Consider the following 20,330-nt stretch of genomic DNA (forward strand, 5'->3'; position numbering starts at 1 on the left):
ACAGTAATGTTTTAATGCGCTTCCAACCAATTTTCTCCCATGCCAATTTCAACATCCAAAGGAACTGTCATTACAAAAGCGTTTTCCATTTCGTGTTTTATGATGGGTTTTATGATATCTAATTCGTCTTTATGCGCATCAAAAACCAACTCATCATGCACTTGTAAAATCATTTTTGATTTGAAATTTTCTTTCTCAAAACATTTGTGAATATTGATCATTGCCAATTTTATAATATCAGCAGCAGAACCTTGAATGGGCGCATTTACAGCATTTCGTTCAGCAGCTCCTCTTACCACTGCGTTTCTAGAATTGATGTCTTTTAAATAACGTCTTCTATTTAAAATAGTTTCTACATAGCCATTTTCACGAGCAAAATCAACTTGCGAGGACATGTACGCTTTTAATTTTGGATAAGTTTCATAATACGTATCAATCAATTCCTTGGCTTCGCTTCTTGTTAGGTTGGTTTGGTTGCTCAATCCAAAGGCAGAAACTCCGTAAATAATTCCGAAATTCACTGTTTTTGCATTGCTTCTCTGCTCACGAGTTACTTCATTTATGGGAATGTTAAACACTTTTGCAGCTGTAGAAGCGTGGATATCTTCGCCATTTTTAAAAGCATTGATCATGGTTTCTTCTTGGCTCAAAGCCGCAATAATTCGTAATTCAATTTGACTATAATCTGCTGCTAACAATACATAATTTTCATTTCTTGGGATGAAAGCTTTGCGCACTTCACGTCCACGTTCTGTTCTAATTGGAATGTTTTGCAAGTTCGGATTGTTAGAACTCAATCTTCCTGTGGCAGCAACAGCTTGTGCATATTCTGTATGAATTCTTCCTGTTTTTGGATTGATTTCATTGGGCAAAGCATCAACATATGTGCTTTGTAATTTTTTATATTGACGATAATCTTGAATATCTCTTATGATTTGATGGTCTTTTGCGAGATATGAAAGAATGTCCTCGCCAGTTGCATATTGACCAGTTTTGGTTTTTTTGGGTTTGTCAATCAATTTTAAATTTTCAAACAAAACCACACCCAATTGTTTGGGTGATGCAATGTTGAATTCTTCTCCTGCTTGCGTATAAATCGCTTTTTCTAGTCTATCAATATCTTCAGTAAGTTTTACAGAAAGCTCTTTTAGATATTCAATATTGATGTTAATTCCCTCAATTTCCATAGAAGTTAGCACAGAAACCAAAGGCAATTCTACCTCATTAAACAATTTGGTAACGTTGCCAGTTTCCAATTCTTTGGTAAAATGATTTTTCAATTGTAGTGTAATATCAGCATCTTCTACAGCATATTCTGTTTGCTCTTTGAGGTCGATTTCACGCATGGAAAGCTGATTTTTTCCTTTTTTCCCAATCAATTCTGTAATAGAAACTGGTTGATAATTCAAATAAGTTTCTGCCAAAACATCCATATTGTGACGCATATCAGGATTGATAAGATAATGCGCAATCATGGTATCAAATAAAGGGCCTTTTACAACCATATTATAATTTGATAATACTTTCAAATCATATTTTAAATTATGCCCAATTTTTTCAATGTTTTCTGATTCAAAAAAACCTCTAAATTCTTCTAAAATGGCTTTGGTTTCCTCTTGATTTTCAGGAAAAGAAACATAATATCCTTTGCCAATTTCATAAGAAAATGAGATGCCAATCAATTCAACTTCCAATGCTTTTAAACCCGTAGTTTCCGTATCAAAACAAACGGATTTTTGTTGTAATAATTTGTCAATCAGTAGTTTTCTTGAAAACGGAGAATTGATATGTTGATAAAAATGAGAAGTATTTTCAATGGTTTTATATCCAGAAGCGATTTCATTTTCTGAGATATTTCCACTTCCGGGAGTCGCAAATAAATCAAATTGCGTTGAATTGTTATCAGTAGGTTGTTTTTGAGAAACAACCACTTTTTCTGGAGAATTTTCACTCGATTTTGAAACGTTTTCAGATGAAAATGTATTCGTGAAATTTGTCAATAAATTTCGGAATTCCAAATCAGTAAAAATTTCAGTAACTTTTTCTAAATCAGGTTGATCCAAGGTAAAATCATCCGCATTAAATTGCACAGGAACATCCAACATAATGGTTGCCAATTTTTTAGAAAGCATGCCTAAATCTTTAGCAGCTTCTACTTTTTCTCTCATTTTTCCTGTTAATTGATGTGTATTTGCCAACAAATTTTCCATCGAACCAAAATCAGCAATAAACTTTTTTGCCGTTTTTTCGCCAACTCCTGGCAATCCAGGAATATTATCAGAAGCATCACCCATCATTCCCAAAAAATCAATGACTTGTAACGGATTTTCTACTTCAAAATTTTGTTTCACTTCTTCAACTCCCCAAATGTCATAACCACCCCCAAAACGAGGTTTGTACATAAATATATTTTCAGATACAAGTTGAGCAAAATCTTTATCAGGCGTAACCATGTAGGTTTTATAACCTTCTTTTTCAGCTTGTTTGGAAAGTGTTCCAATCACATCATCAGCCTCAAAACCTTCTTTTACCATGATTGGAATGTGCATGGCACGCAAAATTTCTTCGATATAAGGCACTGCAATTTTAATGGCTTCAGGAGTGGCATCTCTGTTTGCTTTGTACGCCTCGTAAAGTTCTGTTCTTTCCGCACTTCCTCCTTTGTCAAAACAAACTGCTAAATGATCGGGTTTTTCACGTTTGATAACATCCAACAAAGAATTCATAAATCCCATAATTGCTGAGGTATCAAGCCCTTTTGAGTTGATTCGTGGATTTTTAATAAAAGCATAATAGCCTCTGAAAATCAATGCATATGCATCTACTAAAAAAAGTCGTTTTTGTGTTGACATGGTATTTTTTCTTACGAATGCTAAAACTACAAAACTTTAACAGGATGTTAAAATTCATTCTTGTTTTAATAGGTATCTTTGATAAATTTTTTTAAAAATAAAAGGGAATTATGGGTCGTTGGATTTTTCTAATCGTATTGATTTTTTTAATCATTCTCCTTGATTTTTATGCTTTTCAGGCATTTAAAACTGCTTTTAGAAATAAATATGCACGTTTCATTTCAATGTTTGTAAACATTGGGGTATATGTTTATTTTCTATTTACCATTTTAACCTATTCAAGAAGTGATGGTCAAACTCCTCAATTTCAGTTAGCTGCAGGATTGTTGTTGACTTTTTTAATTCCGAAATTGGTAATTGTAATCATGCTTTTTGGCGAAGATATTTTTAGAGTGATTGCAAAAGGAATTTCGGCTATTTCAGCTTCAGAAACTCAACCTTTGGCTGGCAGAAGAAAGTTTATTTCGCAATTGGCTTTGGGCATTGCAGCCATTCCTTTTGCTTCATTTATTTATGGAATTATCCAAGGAAAATACAACTACAAAGTTCTAAAATATCAATTGTCTTTTAAAGATTTGCCTGATGCTTTTGACGGTTTTACCATCACTCAAATTTCAGATATTCATTCAGGAAGTTTTACAAACGCTGAAAAAATTCAATATGGCATTGATTTGATTAACGAACAAAATGCGGATGTAATTTTGTTTACAGGCGATATTGTAAATAACAAAGCAGATGAAATGGACAATTGGATTGATATGTTTGCCAAACTAAAAGCAAAAGACGGCAAATATTCTATCCTTGGAAATCATGATTATGGCGATTATATGGATTGGAAAAATCCGCAAGAAAAAATCAATAATTTTCAAGCAGTGAAAGATGTTCATAAAAAAATTGGATTTGATTTGTTGTTGGATGAACATCGATATTTGGAAAAAAACGGTCAAAAAATCGCCCTTTTAGGAGTCGAAAATTGGGGAAAAGGATTCAATCAAAAAGGAGATTTGGAAAAAGCATCCTCAGGAATATCCAAAGAAGATTTTAAAATTTTGATGAGTCACGATCCAAGTCATTGGGAATATAAGGTGAAAAATGACGATTTTCATTATCATTTAACGTTGAGTGGTCATACACATGGTTTGCAAATGGGCATTGAAATTCCTGGTTGGTTCAAATGGAGTCCATCACAATATGTGTATAAACAATGGGCAGGTTTGTATGAAGAATTTGGCAGATACATCAATGTGAATAGAGGTTTTGGATATCATGCTTTTCCTGGAAGAGTTGGTATTTGGCCAGAAATCACTACTATTGAGCTGAAAAAAGCCTGATTTTCAGTATATTTCAGAAGATTTATTATATTTGTGTTGTGAGATACAAAAAGTTATCAGTTTTTACCCTTAAAAACAGTAGGTTATGACAAAATTTGGAGAATTAATTAGTATTGACAAGCCTGTTTTGATTGATTTTTATTCAGATTGGGATGATGTTGAAAGCAGTATTGATACACTAAGAGATGTTGCTGCAGCTCTAGGAGATAAAGCAAAAGTGATTAAAATCGACATTAATAAAAATGAAGTTTTAGCAGATGCACTTCGCGTTAAAGGAAATCCTACATTTATGATTTATAAAAATGGAGAAATGAAGTGGCGTCAAACAGGATTTCAAGATGCAAATACGTTGATTGGCTTGGTACAACAGTACGTTTAGTAAGAAAAAAATTAATTAAAAAAGACCTCAAAAGTTATGTAACTTTTGAGGTCTTTTTTTTGTTGAGAGATTTTAATTCCCACAAAATTACAGTAAATCTTGTAGGAATGTATCTTTTATTTTCCTTCATCTTGAGGCATAATGTGCTCAAATAATAAAAGTGTTTTGTTAAACTCTTCTTGTAATTTTTTCACAAATTCTGGGTCTTCGTCATTTTCAATTACTTGATCAATTACACCTCTGTACATGTACCTGAAGGTTACATCAAATTCTTCAAAAATGATGTCAAATTCTTCTGCAGAAAAGGTGCTGAACCAAACTAATTTTTCTCTAAATAATTTTACCAACGTTTTTGCGGCAGCTCGTGCTTTTTCAACTTCGCCCAATTTGTAGTACATATTTGGATATTCAACAGACAAGCTATAGTGATCAAAATCTTTAATTGGCATTTTTTCTATTGACAAATCCAACACTTCAATGGCTTTTGCAGTGTCACCTTCTATAGCAAATTGGTTTGATAAGCGCATTAAACTATTGCGCATAGAAATGGCATTGCGTTTGGTTTGTTCATCCAAATAAATTTTGCCATCATTGATGTTTCTCCAATTCCATTTTTGGATGTTTTTATACATTTTTTCAGAGTCAATTCTTCCAATATCAAACAAACTGACTTCTCTAATAACCTGTCCATTTTCATCATAATATTTGGTAGGTGTTTTTATAGGAACAAATTTAAATGAAACTCCATCTAACTGTAAATAGTCTTTTAACCAAATATATTCACTATCAGCATTTGAGCCACCAGTAAAATAAATAGGACGTTTCCAATCGAAATTGTTTAAAATATCCAACATTAAAATCGTGTTTTTTGCAATAGCTCTGTCAATTTTAATATCAATATAAGGCACTATTTTGTCAGCATCTTTTGCAGCTACAATACCATATTTCAGTGCATTTTCCTTGTTTACTGGAATTCTAATTTTATTCGCTGGTAATATTTTTTCAGGATTTCCATCATCATCCAAATCATAAAAAGTACGCTTGTCATTGCTGCGAATCCATTTCATAAAATTGTTTAAATCCAATACTGAATCTTGTAATTGAGGAAATATCTCTGGGAAATAGTATGCAACATCCAAAGTACCATATTTGTATTCATCATGTGTTAATTGCGACGGAATTGGAGGTGCATCATAAGTGGCACGTTTCATTTGATCAATATACCAATCTGTTTGAAAAAGGCTCGTGTTTACCAATTTGATATCAGTTCTAACACCTTCAACTTCTTGCATATACCACAATGGAAAAGTGTCATTATCACCAATGGTAAATAGAATGGCATTTGGGTCGCAACTTTCTAAATATGCTTGCGCATTTAAGTGAGTTGTGTATCTGTTGGAACGATCGTGATCATCCCAATTTTCAGTTGCCATTAATGTTGGAACTGCCAATAAAGACAAAACACTTACACCAATTGCTAATGCTTTTTTGTTGATGAAATTTTTGAAATATTCGTACAAAGCCAATACTCCAAAGCCAATCCAAATGGCAAAAATATAGAAACTTCCAACAACTGCATAGTCACGTTCTCTAGGTTCAAATGGTTTTGGATTTGTGTAAAAAATAATGGCTGCTCCTGTAAATAAGAAAAATAATAAAAGCGTAAAAAAGTTTTCTTTATCCCATTTTATTTGATACAACAATCCTAAAATACCCAGAATTAGAGGCAGAAAATAGTAAGTATTTCGTCCTTTGTTTTCTAATACATCACTTGGTAATTGTTGTTGTGAACCCAAACGTGTTTCATCAATAAAGTCAATGCCACTCAGCCAATTTCCATTAAAAATATCCATTTGACCTTGCGTATCATTTTGACGACCCACAAAATTCCACATCAAATATCTGCCATACATATAGCCAAATTGATAGCTAAACATGAATTTCAAATTCTCAACAAATGTGGGTCTTCTTTTGCTGTTTTCAGGAATACCCGCAATTTGTTTGTACATTTTTTCTTTGGATGGATCAACCATTCTTGGGATAAAACCTTTGTGTTTGTCAGAATAATTTGGCAAAACACCTTTGTAATTATTTACGATGACATATTTCCCGTCTTTCTTTTCGTATTTAGGTTTGTCATCTTTAGTTGGATTACTAGGGTCTTGCTCTCTTTCGTAAGAATTAGAATAGTAAGTATCATAAAAAACATTGGCATCACCATATTGTTCACGCTCATAATACGCCAATAATTCGCGCGCACTTGAAGGATTATTTTCGTTGATGGTTGTGTTTGCGTTTGCTCTAATAGGCAACATCATCCAAGATGAAAAACCAATCATGATAAAAAGTAACGATAAAATAAGCGTATTTGCAGTTACTTTTTGATGTTTTCTGGTTGATTTTAATCCAACATAAAATAGAACAATGAGTATGATTCCAGCTATGATTGTTCCTGAATTGTAGGGCAAACCAACCGTATTGATGAAAAATAATTCAGCCGCACTAAAGAATTTTAAGGTGAATGGAAAAATAAATTTAAAAACCAATAACAATACAAAAACCGAAAAAACAGTAGCAATTGCCGTAGTTTTTAAGTTGACGTTTTTATAGGTTTTAAAGAAATATAACATTACAATTGCAGGAATTACCAACAATGAAAGGATGTGAACTCCGAATGATAAACCCACAATAAAGCTAATCAATATCAACCATTTGTTACCTCTTGGCGTATTGATTTCACTTTCCCATTTTAATCCTAACCAAAATAAAATTGCCATTAAAAAAGATGACATGGCATATACTTCTCCTTCAACGGCACTAAACCAAAAACTATCAGAAAATGTATAAGCTAACGACCCAACCAAACTACTACCTAGAATGGCAATATTTGTTCCTTCTGTAATTTCGCCAGATTTTTGAGCAATTTTTTGAGCCAAATTTGTAACAGTCCAAAATAGAAACAAAATGGTAAATGCACTAGACAAAGCCGACATAAAATTCACCATTTTAGCAATTTCAGTAACATCAGAAGTGAACATTGCGAAAAATGCTCCCAACATTTGAAACAAAGGCGCTCCTGGTGGATGACCAACTTCTAGTTTTACAGCTGTTGAAATATATTCTCCTACATCCCAAGCACTTACAGTAGGTTCAATGGTTAATGTGTAAGTGATTAAGGCGATTCCAAATGTAACCCAACCTAAAATTAGATTCCATTTTTTAAAATTTTCTGAGGTCATAAAATAGGATTAAACTAGAGGCGAATTTAGCAATAAATATCAATAAAATGAGGATATTGCTAGTTTTCTAGTAAAAGAGTTCATCATAAAACTTTGTTAAACTCAAAAATTACGTAAATTTGTTTGTCAAATAAAAACTTTGCTTTAAATTTGCAACCGCTTAAAGAGCATTGGCCTATGGTGTAATGGTAACACACCGGTTTTTGGTACCGTTTTTCAAGGTTCGAGTCCTTGTAGGCCAACTTTAAACCCTCAAAATCATTTGATTTTGAGGGTTTTTTTATTTTTAAACTGTATCAAATTTTTGTTTTGATACTTTTTTTTTATTGAATTTTTAGCTGAAAATTTATACTTAGTATACAACTTCAAAAATTTTTAGATTAAATTAAAGAGTTGTTACTTCAATTTAAACTCAAAAATTACCTGTTATTTGAACTCATTTTACAATTAAGTAAAACCAATTTGTAAATCAATAAAATTTTACTGAGTAGAAAAAAAATTAAATTTTATATCTAATTATTAAACTACTATTTAACTTTAAACCCTTACAATATTTTTTGGTCTAAATGGCTATGAACAAAGTGCGCACTAATAATAAACTATGGATACTTACTTTTAGTATGCTCTTTTTTTCTGTGAACTTTTACTCCCAAAAAACGGGCATCAAAGGCATCATTACTGATACAACTAAACAGCCTTTAGAAATGGTTTCTGTAGCTCTTTTAAATCCTAAAGATAGCACTTTGGTAAGTTTTGCATCTACAGATAAAACCGGAAATTTTTTCATTACTGATGTGCCTTCGGGTTCTTTTTTACTACAAATAAATCTATTGGGTTATAAAGCTTTTAGTAAACAAATAACGTATCAAAATAATCTCATAGACTTGCAAACTATTGTTTTAAATGACGATGTAAACACGCTAAACGAAATTGTAATTGCAGCACTGATTCCCATCCAAATTAAAAAAGATACCGTTAGTTTTAATGCAAGTTCTTTCAAAGTAAATTTTGATGACAATATAGAAAGTTTACTAAAAAAACTTCCAGGAATTGAGATAAATAGTGAAGGTAAAGTAGTTTCGCAAGGAACTGTAGTCACTAAAATTATGATTGATGGAAAAGAGTTTTTTGGTGGAGACCCATCAATTGTTTTAAAAAACCTTTCTGCGGATGTAATAAAAAAAGTAGAAATTATCGATAAAAAAAGTGATGAAGAAGAACTTACAGGTGTTAGCGATGGCAACAAAGAAATTGTAATTAATTTTACCCTAAAAGATGCAAATAAAAACCGTGGATTTGGAAAAGCTGCTGCTGGTTTAGGTTTAGATAATCGTTATTTTGGGAATGCTAACTACAGTCAATTCAATGCAAAAACACAACTTTCTGTCATTAGTAAATTCAATAATATCAACATAACAGGATCTAATATTCAAGATTTTTTAGAAAATGCAGATGGTGTTGCAGATGATTCAGATGATGAATCTAAAAGCACAAATAGTCCTCCAAAAAGTTTGAGTGGCTTTTTAGAAACTACTGTAATTGGAGCTAATTATGGACGAGATTTTCAAAAAAAAGAATCTCTAAATGCTGATTATTTTTACAATGCTTCCGAAAATTATGGATTTTCAGAAACCAACAGAATTTCATTTACAAATACAAATAATTTTAATTTTAAATCCAAAGACAATTTTTTAAATACCACTCAAAACCATAATTTTAATTTTAATTATACTAATAAAACCAGTAAAAAAAATACCATAACACTCAAAGGAAGGTTTTTTTCTGATGACAGAAACTTTTTTACAGATAGAAAAGGAGCATTTTTAAATACTGAAGATGAATTGGTTACGCAAAATGATATTGTTTCTAATAATAGCAATAACCTTGTTTTAGGAAATGTAAACTTTAACTATTTTCATAGTTTGCGAAAAAAGGGGAGAAGTTTTACTGTGGGATTTGTAGCAAATATCAATAATACAGACAAACAAAATACCCAAGACACTTACATTAACAGAAATGTAAATACGAACAATCCAACAAATCAGGAAATTAATACATTTAGAGATGAAGACATTCAGACTAATACGTTTAATTTCAGATTTAAATTTCGTGAGCCTCTGGTTGGGAAACATTATCTGAATTTAGATTTCAATACTAATTTCTTATCAGGAAAAGAAATTACAGATCAATCAAGAAAAATTACAAGAACTACATCTGTAGAAGATTTCATCAAATTTCAATACAATCATCAACAAATCATTACAAAAAGTAATCTTTTTCATAGTTACAATACTTCTAAATTAAACATTTCTTCGGGGTTAGAATTGCAGAATTTATTGAGACAATTTGGACAAGTAAATGAGCCACAATATAGCACAGAACAACTGTTTATAAACCCCAATTTTTCGTTTCAATACAAACCGAAAACAGGCAAAAAATATCAATTTTCGTATAGAAAATCAATCAAACCTCCAAGACCAGCAGAAACCAATCCTTTTGTAAACGATTTGAATCCTTTTGCAATTATTACAGGAAATGTTGCTTTAGAGCCAGAAAAAACAAACACTTTTCAGGCTTTGGTAAATGTAAATAGTTACGACGCTTCTATTGGATATAACCTAACCCTAAATTATGCTATTGCCAGACATGCAATCATTAGAAATGTTTCTATTGATGATGATTTTATAAGAACTATAAGTTATCAGAATAATGGGGAAAGAGAAATTTTTAAAGGAGATTCCAATTTTTCTAAACGTTTTAACAAATTGGGTTTTAGAATAACTTTACAAAATAAATATGGTTTTAATGCCGTAAATTCAATCATTAATTTTAATTTAAACAACGTAGTTTCTCAAGATTTTAGCACAAATTTTATCATCCAAAATAATAAAAAGCGAAATGTAGATGTAAAAGCAGGTGTTTTTTACAGTGAAAATAATACCAGTTTTTCAATCGAAAATAACCTCAATCGAAAATTTACTACCCAAAAATATTTCGGAATGATAGATGTTGATTTGATAAAAAAGTTGAATTTCAATACTCAATTAGATTACATAATTTATGATGATGAGAACTTTGGTATTCGTCAAGAATTACCTATTTGGAATGCAGCCATGTCTTATCCATTAGCAAATAAAAACCATATTTTAAAGCTTGTTTTAATTGATTTGCTCAATAAAAATGTTGATATTTTTAGAAGAAGTACCATCAACTTTTTCGAAGAAACCACTTCTCAAAGTTTAGGAAGATATATTATTTTAAGCTACACTTTTAAATTAAGTGCCAGCAATAAAAGTTCATAAAAAGGACATTGTTTAGAGTTGAAATATTTTTTATTTTGATAAATAGTCTTTCAATTCTTGATACGATTTTATTTTTGTAGCTACTTTTTCTTTGTCCATAATTTGCTGAATTTGTGCAGGAATTTCAACTTTTACAGATAAAGTTTCCTCTACAACATCTAAAAATTTTACAGGATGTGCAGTTTCTAAAAACACTCCAAATTCAGATGAATTCAATCCTCTTTTTTTCAATCCTAAATAACCAACTGCACCATGAGGATCAGCAATATAACCCGAATTTGAGTAGATTTTTTTAAGAGTTTCACGAGTTTCATCATCAGTAAAACTGTAAGATGAAAAGTTACTTTTCAGTGTTTCAAAATCATTTTGATACAATTCTTGAATTCTGATAAAATTACTCGGATTTCCAACATCCATCGCATTAGAAATTGTTGCTTTAGAAGGTTTTGGTTGATAAGTTCCATCAATCAAATAATTAGGAACAGTGTCATTTATGTTTGTTGCTGCAATAAAATGTTTGATGGGTAATCCTAATTTTTGAGCAACAATTCCTGCGCAAATATTTCCAAAATTGCCACTTGGAACAGAAAAAATCAAGTCTTTTTTGAGCCTTTTCAATTCTTTATAAGCGTAAAAAAAGTAGAACATTTGTGGCAGCCAACGTGCAATATTGATGGAATTTGCAGAGGTCAATTTTCTGGTAATTTCCGAATCTAAAAACGCCGTTTTTACCATTTCTTGGCAATCGTCAAAAACTCCATCAACTTCAAGCGCAGTAATGTTTTGACCTAAAGTTGTCAATTGTTTTTCTTGAATATCACTTACTTTTCCTGACGGATATAAAATCACAACATTTACGCCTTTTGTTCCCAAAAAACCATTGGCAACTGCACCTCCTGTATCACCAGAAGTGGCAACTAAAACCGTCAATTCTTCTTCATTGTGTTGATTGAAAAATTCCAAACATTTTGCCATGAATTTTGCTCCAACATCTTTAAAAGCCATAGTTGGTCCATGAAATAATTCTAAAGAAGCACTATTTTCATCAATTTTTACCAAAGGAAAATCGAAAAAAATCGTTTCTGAAATGATTTCTTTCAATTTTTCTTCAGGAATTTCATCACCCACAAATTGTTTGATGACTTCAAAAGCAATTTCATGGTGAGTATAGCTTTCGATATTTTTAAAAAAATCACTTGAAAGTGGCGTAATTTTTTCTGGAAAATACAAACCTCTGTCAGGCGCAATTCCACTAATTACAGCATTTTTAAAACTTGTTTTTGGCGAATTATGGTTTAGACTGTAGTAGTTCATGTTACTTTTTTTCAAGAATTTTTATTCCTTCATTATTTACTTTCGAAATAAAAGCAGTGGCTTCAATTCCGGTATTTTTATAATTATTTTTGATGGCATCAAACACTTTTTGAGCTGTTTCATCTCCTTTGCAAAGCGCAAAAATAGTAGGGCCTGAACCACTAATTCCTGCTCCTAAAGCACCTGCGTTTATCGCGTTTTGTTTTACAACATCAAAATACGGAATCAAGTTTTTGCGAGCTGGCTCAACAATAATATCTACCAAAGAATGCCCAATCAATTCGTAGTTTTCTGAGTACAAACCAGCAATCAAACCACCCACATTTGCCCATTGAGTTACGGCATCTTTCAGCGGAATTTTTGTTGGCAAAACTTCTCTTGCATCTTTCGTTTTGATTTCTATTTGTGGATGAATTGCCACTAAACGCAACTCATTTGGAACAGGCAATTTGATAATTTCCAAAGGATGATAACTTCTCACTAAAATAAATCCGCCATAAGTTGCAGCAGCTACATTATCAGCAATTTGCGAACCACAAGCTACTTCTTCACCAAACATGGCAAACTTTGTCAATTCGAGTTCAGAAAATCGATTTTCTAAAAACTGATTTGCGCCAAATGCAGCACCAGCAGCACTTGCAGCACTACTTCCTAAACCACTTCCTGGCGAAAATCCTTTGTGAATAGTCATTGAAATTCCGAAATCAGCATTGGCCTCTAACAACATTTTTTGAACAACAGCACCTGCAGCATTTTTGTCAATTTCGTAAGGTAAATTTGCTCCTGTAATTTCGGTAATTTTTACACCTTTTTCAGCAGTTTTTGTAAAGGTCATTTCGTCACCAACTGCATCAACTGCAAATCCTAAGGAATCAAATCCGCAAGAAACATTGGCTACTGTTGCAGGTGAAAATATTTTTAAATAATTCAATTTTTTCAGTTTAAATATTTGAAAAGTTTCAAGTTTAAAAGTTTAGAACTCAAAAATAGATAATTCTTAATTCTCAATTTATAATTCTTACTTAATTATTCCCAATTCTGATGACATCTGCAAAAATTCCTGAGGCTGTTACATCAGCTCCAGCTCCTGCACCTTTTATCAACAATGGATTTTTTGCATATCTGTCAGTGAAAAACAACACAATATTATCACTTCCTTCTAAGTTGTAAAATGGATGATTTGCAGGAATTTCTTGCAAACCAACATTCGCTTTTTCATCAACAAATTCAGCAACATATTTTAATCGACAGTTTTTTGAAGTAGCTTTTTGATAGATTTCTTGAAACTGATTTTCAAATTTCAACAACGAATCAAAAAAGCTTTGATTATCAGTGGTTTCTAAGCTTTCTTTTGGTAAAAACGATTGATTTTCAATGTCTTCTAATTCTAAAGAATAGCCACTTTCGCGTGCTAAAATCAATATTTTTCTGGCAACATCTACGCCACTTAAATCAATTTTTGGATCAGGCTCTGTATATCCTTCTTTTTGCGCTTGCTTAACCACACTTTGAAAGGTGGTTTTTTCATCAAAATTATTGAAAACAAAATTCAAACTTCCTGATAAAACAGCCTGAATTTTATGAATTTTATCTCCTGAATTTACCAAGTTTTTTAAAGTATCAATAATTGGTAAACCTGCACCCACATTGGTTTCAAACAAAAATGGCGCATTGTATTTTCTTGAAATTGACTTTAAATTTTTATAATTTTCTAAACTAGATGCGCATGCTATTTTATTGCATGTAACCACGCCAATACTTTCTCTTAAATAAGCTGCATACATTGCTGCAACCTGTTCATTTGCGGTATTATCTATAAAAACGGAGTTTCGAAAATTGATTTCTTTTACTTTTTCAAAGAACATTTGTAAGCTTGTTGGTTCGCCATTTTCCAACTCATTTTTCCAGTTGGATAAAGAAATTCCGTTTTTATCAAAAATCATTTTTTTGGAGTTTGAAATTCCAATTATACGAATATTGAGTTTTAAATGCTCTTTCAAATGATTTTTTTGTTGATGTAACTGGGCTAAAAAACGTTCGCCAACATTTCCAACACCAGTTACAAAAAGGTTTAATTGCTTTATTTTTTCTTCAAAAAATTGCTCATGTAAGGTATTTAACGCTTTTTTTGCGTCCTTTTTATTGATAACTGCCGAAATATTTTTTTCGGATGAACCTTGTGCAATGGCTCTAATATTCACATTATTTTTTCCTAGAGCACTGAACATTTGTCCACTTAAACCTTGGTGATTTTTCATGCTTTCTCCAACAACAGCAATGATTGCCAAGTCGTTTTCAACATGAATTGGTTTGATTTTTTTTCGTTCAATTTCTATACTGAACGTTTCATCCAAAAATTGTTTCGCTTTTGCAGCATCATTTTCATAAATTCCTACACAAATAGAATATTCTGAAGAGGCTTGTGTGATAAAAATCACATTGATTTTTTGTTGAGAAAGTGTTTCAAATAAACGTTTCGAAAACCCTGGAATGCCAACCATTCCCCCACCTTCAAGAGTTATCAAACTGATATTTTCAATATGCGAAATTCCTTTGACAGCTCCGTTTTTTTGAGGATTGTTAGAAATTAAAGTTCCTGAGTTTTCAGGCTCAAAAGTATTTTTAATTCTGATAGGAATTTCTTTTCGCAAAGCAGGTTGAATTGTTGGTGGATACAACACTTTTGCACCAAAATGCGATAATTCCATGGCTTCTTCATACGAAATTTCTTTGATGGCAAAAGCCTGTTTTACGATGGTTGGATTTGCTGTAAACATGCCACTTACATCTGTCCAAATTTGCAATTCATCAGCATTCAAAGCAGCTGCAAAAATAGCAGCAGAATAATCTGAGCCTCCTCTTCCTAAAGTTGTGATTTCGTCTTTTTCGTTGGATGAAATAAATCCTCCTAAAACGATAACTTGGTGCGAATTTGTGTTGAAAAAATCAGTTATATTTCGATTTGTTTTTCCAAAATCTACTTGCGCATTTAGGTAATTGGAATCTGTAATGATCAGTTTGTTGCTTTCTTGATGTGTAGTATCAAACAATTCTTTTGCGGCATTTGCAATGATAAATGAAGACAATTTTTCGCCAAAACTCGAAACTTTTGCCAAGGTTTTATCAGACAATTCTTGCAATAAAAAAATGCCTTCGTAAATTGATAACAATCTGTTAAACAAGGAGTTTACTTTTTCATAAACCTCTAAAGTATTTGTTTGAATTAATTCATTTATAATTTCAAAATGCAGTTTTTTAATAGTTTCTATTTGCTGTTTTGCGATATCAATATCTTGCAAAGCGTTGTTTGCGCCAGCCAATAAATTATCTGTTGTTTTTCCAAAAGCTGAAACAATTACTGCAATTTTTGTTTCTTTTGATGCTGCTGAAACAATGGCTAATACTTTTTTGATATTTTCTGAATTGGCTACTGATGAGCCTCCGAATTTTAATACTTTCATCACGAAAAGGATAAATAGTTTGATTAATTTTTAATTGATTTTCTTTTCGATGTTCATCGAAAATAATAGATAGGTTGATATAAATAGCTAAAACCCCTAAAGGGTAAATGTAGTTGTAGTTGTTGTGAAAGCAGTTTTGTTTGCGAAGTTGCAAAAAACGGCAGTCAAACTGAATAAGTTGCTATGTGAATATGAAAAACTCATGCAGCAAAAGTAATAGTTAAAATTATTTTTGCAACTTTAAATGCGTATTATTTTATAAAATCATTAAATTAATATGAATACAATAAAAATATAATAAAAAAATTACGAAAATCTATTTTTTTAGATGAAAATTTGATTTTTCCTTAATAATTGTTGCAATTGGTTTGTTTTCGATTTTACTTTCTAACCAAGACAAAATATCTAGGTATAAAAAGGCTCTTTTTTCATAAGGATGATCTTCGTATTTTTTCAATCGCGCGTGAATTTTCTTAAATTCATGTTTGATTTCGTGCGGAAAAACATCACTCAAATCTTTGATAGAAGTGATAAATTCTTTTTGAACTTCTTGCAAATTTTCCATTTTAATCAAAAATTTGTAAGTGTCTAAAAACTGTCTTTCTAAGTCATAGTCCAACCCACATTCGTAATGAGCAATCAAATTTAAAACTCTTGCAAAACATTGTAAATCTTCAGCAGCATTTAAATTTTTAGAGTTTATAATCTTTTTTAAGTACTTGATACACAATTCATTTTTACCCATTCCAAAATACAAACAGGCAATTTTATAATATAACATTACAATATGATGCGAATCCAATCTGCTTTGATATTGCTCAATTTTTTTATTGATGATCGCCACTAAATATTCGCCTTCTGAAAAAGTGGCTTCTAAGAAATGCAAGTGCAATTTGTTGGCATAGATATATTGAAAAAGAAGTACTTCAGTGTTGGTGTTTAACGGAATGTAATCTTGTGCAATATCCTCTTCAAAAGATTGTAATTCCTCTTTAAAAGTGCTGATTTTTTTGACAAAAAAAGACGCTTCTAACAAGTAGTTTTTTCCTTTTAAATAAAACACAGGATGTAAAGCAATCAGTTTTTTATTTTCCTGAAAAAGCCCAACCCATTTTTTGGCATACTTATAACTTTGTAAAAAATCTTGGGTTAAAAAACTAAACCATAAATGCGATTTGTACAACCATAATTTTTCTCTAAATCCAAAGGTATTGAAATCGTATTTTGGCAATTTGCTGTAAAAATACGAGTTGATAAATTCTAATTCTTCATTGTTTTTTACATATCCATTTTGCAATAAATGACTGTACAATTGCAATGATAAATTAGACAATTTACTGGCAATTACATTTTGTTGACTTAAGGTTTTTGCTTGCTCAGAAAGTTGGTCAGCTCTATTGCTTAAACTGCGTGTAATAAACTGTGTTTCAATTACTTTTTCGAGTTCTACAATTTCGTAGGCAATGTTTTTTTCTTCGTTTTCAAGTGCGAAAGTTTTGGCTTTATCCAACAATTTTAAACTCTGTTTGTACAATCCTTTTTGATATAAAACAGTAGCAAAATCGAGTTGTTCTCTAATTTGAATTCGGATATTTTTATGAGCAGGATTTAAACGTAAACTGATGAGAATTTGCTTGTATAAATGTGCTTTTAAATTAGATAATTGCTGTTTAGAAACAATACCACTTTTTATGATTTCTTTCTCATTGTAAACTTTTAATTTTTCTAAAAACTTAAAAAGTGAAAAAAACTTTGCATCAATATTGCCACCCAATCTTCCAACATACAAGTTAAATTGTCTTTTTTCGGACTTTGTTAATGACTTAATGAGCACAAAAAGTGCGTCATTTTGTTGATTGGCTAATGTAATGTTTTTACTCATAACTATCTAAAAAACAGAATTTTAAGTTACAGATTGAAAGGTTTAGAAATCGTTTAAAGCGCAATAAATTATTATGAAATCAACATGCAATATATACATTTGGTGGTTCACAAAGATAATCTTTACAGAAATTATGCAAGATAATAAAGTACAAATTTTTGATACAACGCTTAGAGATGGAGAACAGGTTCCAGGATGTAAACTAGACACAAAACAAAAATTAATCATTGCTGAAAGATTGGATTTACTGGGCGTAAACATAATTGAAGCAGGTTTTCCTGTGTCAAGTCCAGGTGATTTTTTATCCGTTTCAGAAATTGCAAAAATTGTAAAAAATGCTACTGTTTGTGGTTTGACAAGAGCTGTAGAAAATGATATTAAAGTAGCTGCAGAGGCATTGAAATATGCAAAGTTTCCAAGAATTCATACAGGAATTGGAACGAGTGATTCTCATATCAAATTTAAGTTTAATTCAACCAGAGAAGAAGTTATTGAAAGAGCTATTAAAGCAGTTTCATTTGCAAAATCGTTTGTTGAAGATGTAGAATTTTATGCTGAAGATGCAGGAAGAACAGACAATGAATTCTTAGCAAAAGTGTGTGAAGAAGTCATTAAAGCTGGTGCAACTGTATTGAATATTCCTGATACAACAGGCTATTGTTTGCCAGAAGAATATGGTGCAAAAATGAAATATTTGCGAGAAAATGTCAAAGGAATTGAAAATGTAATTCTTTCTTGTCATTGTCATAATGATTTAGGAATGGCAACTGCCAATTCAATAGCAGGTGTTATCAATGGTGCTCGTCAAATAGAATGTACCATCAATGGAATCGGAGAACGTGCAGGAAACACAGCTTTAGAAGAAGTGGTGATGATTTTAAAACAACATCCATATTTGAATTTAGAAACAAGTATCAATACAAAATTGTTATACGATACTAGTATTTTGGTGCGTGAAAGTATGGGAATGCCAGTACAACCAAACAAAGCTATTGTGGGTGCAAATGCATTTGCTCATAGTTCAGGAATTCATCAAGATGGAGTTATTAAAAATAGAGAAACCTATGAAATTATGAATCCAGAGGATGTTGGAGTTACAGAAAGTGCGATTGTATTAACAGCCAGAAGTGGAAGAGCAGCATTGGCTTATAGAGCAAAAAAAATCGGATATGAATTAACCAAAGTTCAATTAGATGTTGCTTATGATGCTTTTTTGGCAATAGCAGATACTCAAAAAGAAGTAAAAGACCAAGATATTTATGGAATCATGAAAGAAGTAAATAAAGTTTCAAAAATTGAAATGGTATAAAAGGAATCAAACTTTTGTCTTCGAAGGTAGTTGAATACCATAATTTTTGACAGATCAATCAACCAAAAAATCGTTCAACTACCTTTTTTAAAGCAAATTTCAATATAAAATTACAATGAAAATTACAATTGCAGTGATTCCTGGAGATGGAATTGGTCCTGAAGTTATCAATCAAGCGAAAAAAGCATTAGATGCCATTGCAGATACATACAATCATGTTTTTCTTTACAAAGAAGCTCAAATGGGTGCTTGTGCCATTGAAAATACAGGCAATCCATTACCAGACAAAACCCTTGAAATTTGTAGAAAAGCAGATGCTATTTTAGTTGGTGCCATTGGCGATACAACTTTTGATAACAATTCAACTGCAAAAATTACACCTGTGCAAGGATTGCTGCGTTTACGAAAAGAATTGGGTTTGTTTTGTAACATTCGCCCTATAAAAACCTATGAAGGGTTGATTCATAATTCTCCTTTAAAAAGAGAATTTATTTCAGGAACTGACATTTTAATGTACAGAGAGTTGACTGGAGGTGCTTATTTTGGAATCAAAGAATTGAGTGATGACGGTCAAAATGCATTTGATGGATGTGCTTATTCTGTAGAAGAAATCGCAAGAGTTACCCATTTAGCGTTTAAATCTGCCCAAAAAAGAAGAAAAAAACTAACATTAGTTGATAAGGCAAATGTCTTAGAAACATCTCGTTTATGGAGAAAAACAGTCACAGAAATTGCTAAAGAATATGCTGATGTTTCGTTAGAATATTTGTTTGTAGACAATGCAGCAATTCAATTAATTGTAAATCCAAAACAGTTTGATGTAATTTTGACCGAAAATTTATTTGGTGACATCATTGCTGATGAAGCAAGTGTTATTGCAGGCTCAGTAGGATTGTTAGCCTCAGCATCTATTGGCAAAAAAAATGGATTGTTCAAACCCATTCACGGTCATCTTTCTCAATTCAAAGGAAAAGATTACGCAAATCCTTTAGCATCAATATTGTCAGCTGCATTGCTTTTACAACATGTTGGTTTGCACGAAGAAGCTTTTGCTATTGAAAGAGCTGTTGAAAAATCAATTCTTTTAGGCATTACTACAGAAGATATTAAAGGAAAAAATAATTATGTCGCAAGTACTTCAAAAGTAGGTGATTTTATTGCAGATTATATTGCCAATCAAGAAGATAGTAATTTGAATTTCCAAAATATTCACATGGGACAAAGTACCATTATTTAAATAAAAGGCTCAATCAATATTATA

Annotated in this window: 11 protein-coding genes and 1 tRNA gene; 6 read left to right on the top strand and 6 right to left on the bottom strand. The window is 31.5% G+C overall.

Annotated elements, in window-relative coordinates:
- Positions 1 to 11 precede the first annotated feature (11 nt).
- The gene (gene polA, locus WHA43_RS09290; protein WP_105046780.1) at positions 12 to 2,852 is read right to left on the bottom strand and encodes a DNA polymerase I; all 2,841 of its coding nucleotides are present in this window, start codon (positions 2,850 to 2,852) and stop codon (positions 12 to 14) included.
- A gap of 110 nt (positions 2,853 to 2,962) precedes the next feature.
- Here polA and WHA43_RS09295 point away from each other — a divergent pair, with 110 nt between their 5' ends.
- Together WHA43_RS09295 and WHA43_RS09300 are read left to right on the top strand one after the other, a co-directional pair.
- On the top strand, positions 2,963 to 4,183 hold the full coding sequence (locus WHA43_RS09295) for a metallophosphoesterase (RefSeq protein ID WP_105046781.1): 1,221 nt from the start codon (positions 2,963 to 2,965) through the stop codon (positions 4,181 to 4,183).
- 85 nt (positions 4,184 to 4,268) lie between these two features.
- Positions 4,269 to 4,562, top strand: a complete 294-nt coding sequence (locus WHA43_RS09300; protein WP_105046782.1) for a thioredoxin family protein — start codon at positions 4,269 to 4,271, stop codon at positions 4,560 to 4,562.
- Positions 4,563 to 4,678: 116 nt separating this feature from the next.
- Here WHA43_RS09300 and WHA43_RS09305 read toward each other — a convergent pair whose 3' ends face one another.
- Complete coding sequence (locus WHA43_RS09305) at positions 4,679 to 7,801, bottom strand: DUF2723 domain-containing protein (protein ID WP_105046783.1); 3,123 nt, start codon at positions 7,799 to 7,801, stop codon at positions 4,679 to 4,681.
- 171 nt (positions 7,802 to 7,972) lie between these two features.
- On the opposite strand from WHA43_RS09305, the gene WHA43_RS09310 reads away from it, so the two are divergent.
- Together WHA43_RS09310 and WHA43_RS09315 are read left to right on the top strand one after the other, a co-directional pair.
- A tRNA-Gln gene (locus tag WHA43_RS09310) sits at positions 7,973 to 8,043 on the top strand.
- A 393-nt stretch (positions 8,044 to 8,436) separates the two neighbouring features.
- Positions 8,437 to 11,103, top strand: a complete 2,667-nt coding sequence (locus WHA43_RS09315) for an outer membrane beta-barrel protein (protein WP_226742880.1) — start codon at positions 8,437 to 8,439, stop codon at positions 11,101 to 11,103.
- 30 nt (positions 11,104 to 11,133) lie between these two features.
- Here WHA43_RS09315 and thrC read toward each other — a convergent pair whose 3' ends face one another.
- The 4 genes from thrC to WHA43_RS09335 all read right to left on the bottom strand — a co-directional run bounded on the left by thrC (position 11,134) and on the right by WHA43_RS09335 (position 17,760).
- A complete protein-coding gene (thrC, locus tag WHA43_RS09320; protein WP_105047361.1) occupies positions 11,134 to 12,417 on the bottom strand; it encodes a threonine synthase in 1,284 nt (427 codons plus the stop codon).
- Between the two features lies 1 nt (position 12,418).
- Positions 12,419 to 13,348: a homoserine kinase gene (locus WHA43_RS09325; protein ID WP_105046785.1), complete on the bottom strand. Its 930-nt coding sequence runs from the start codon at positions 13,346 to 13,348 to the stop codon at positions 12,419 to 12,421.
- Positions 13,349 to 13,439: 91 nt separating this feature from the next.
- Positions 13,440 to 15,878 (bottom strand): bifunctional aspartate kinase/homoserine dehydrogenase I, encoded by a 2,439-nt coding sequence (thrA, locus tag WHA43_RS09330; RefSeq protein WP_105046786.1) that lies wholly within the window; start codon positions 15,876 to 15,878, stop codon positions 13,440 to 13,442.
- 316 nt (positions 15,879 to 16,194) lie between these two features.
- Complete coding sequence (locus WHA43_RS09335) at positions 16,195 to 17,760, bottom strand: hypothetical protein (RefSeq protein WP_105046787.1); 1,566 nt, start codon at positions 17,758 to 17,760, stop codon at positions 16,195 to 16,197.
- A gap of 133 nt (positions 17,761 to 17,893) precedes the next feature.
- Between WHA43_RS09335 and WHA43_RS09340 the strand changes: the two genes are divergently transcribed.
- Together WHA43_RS09340 and leuB are read left to right on the top strand one after the other, a co-directional pair.
- Complete coding sequence (locus tag WHA43_RS09340; RefSeq protein ID WP_105046788.1) at positions 17,894 to 19,069, top strand: 2-isopropylmalate synthase; 1,176 nt, start codon at positions 17,894 to 17,896, stop codon at positions 19,067 to 19,069.
- A 115-nt stretch (positions 19,070 to 19,184) separates the two neighbouring features.
- Positions 19,185 to 20,306, top strand: coding sequence for a 3-isopropylmalate dehydrogenase (gene leuB / locus WHA43_RS09345; RefSeq protein ID WP_105046789.1), 1,122 nt, complete (start codon positions 19,185 to 19,187; stop codon positions 20,304 to 20,306).
- Positions 20,307 to 20,330 lie beyond the last annotated feature (24 nt).

The organism is Polaribacter gangjinensis (assembly GCF_038024125.1).
Classification (GTDB): Bacteria; Bacteroidota; Bacteroidia; order Flavobacteriales; family Flavobacteriaceae; genus Polaribacter; species Polaribacter gangjinensis.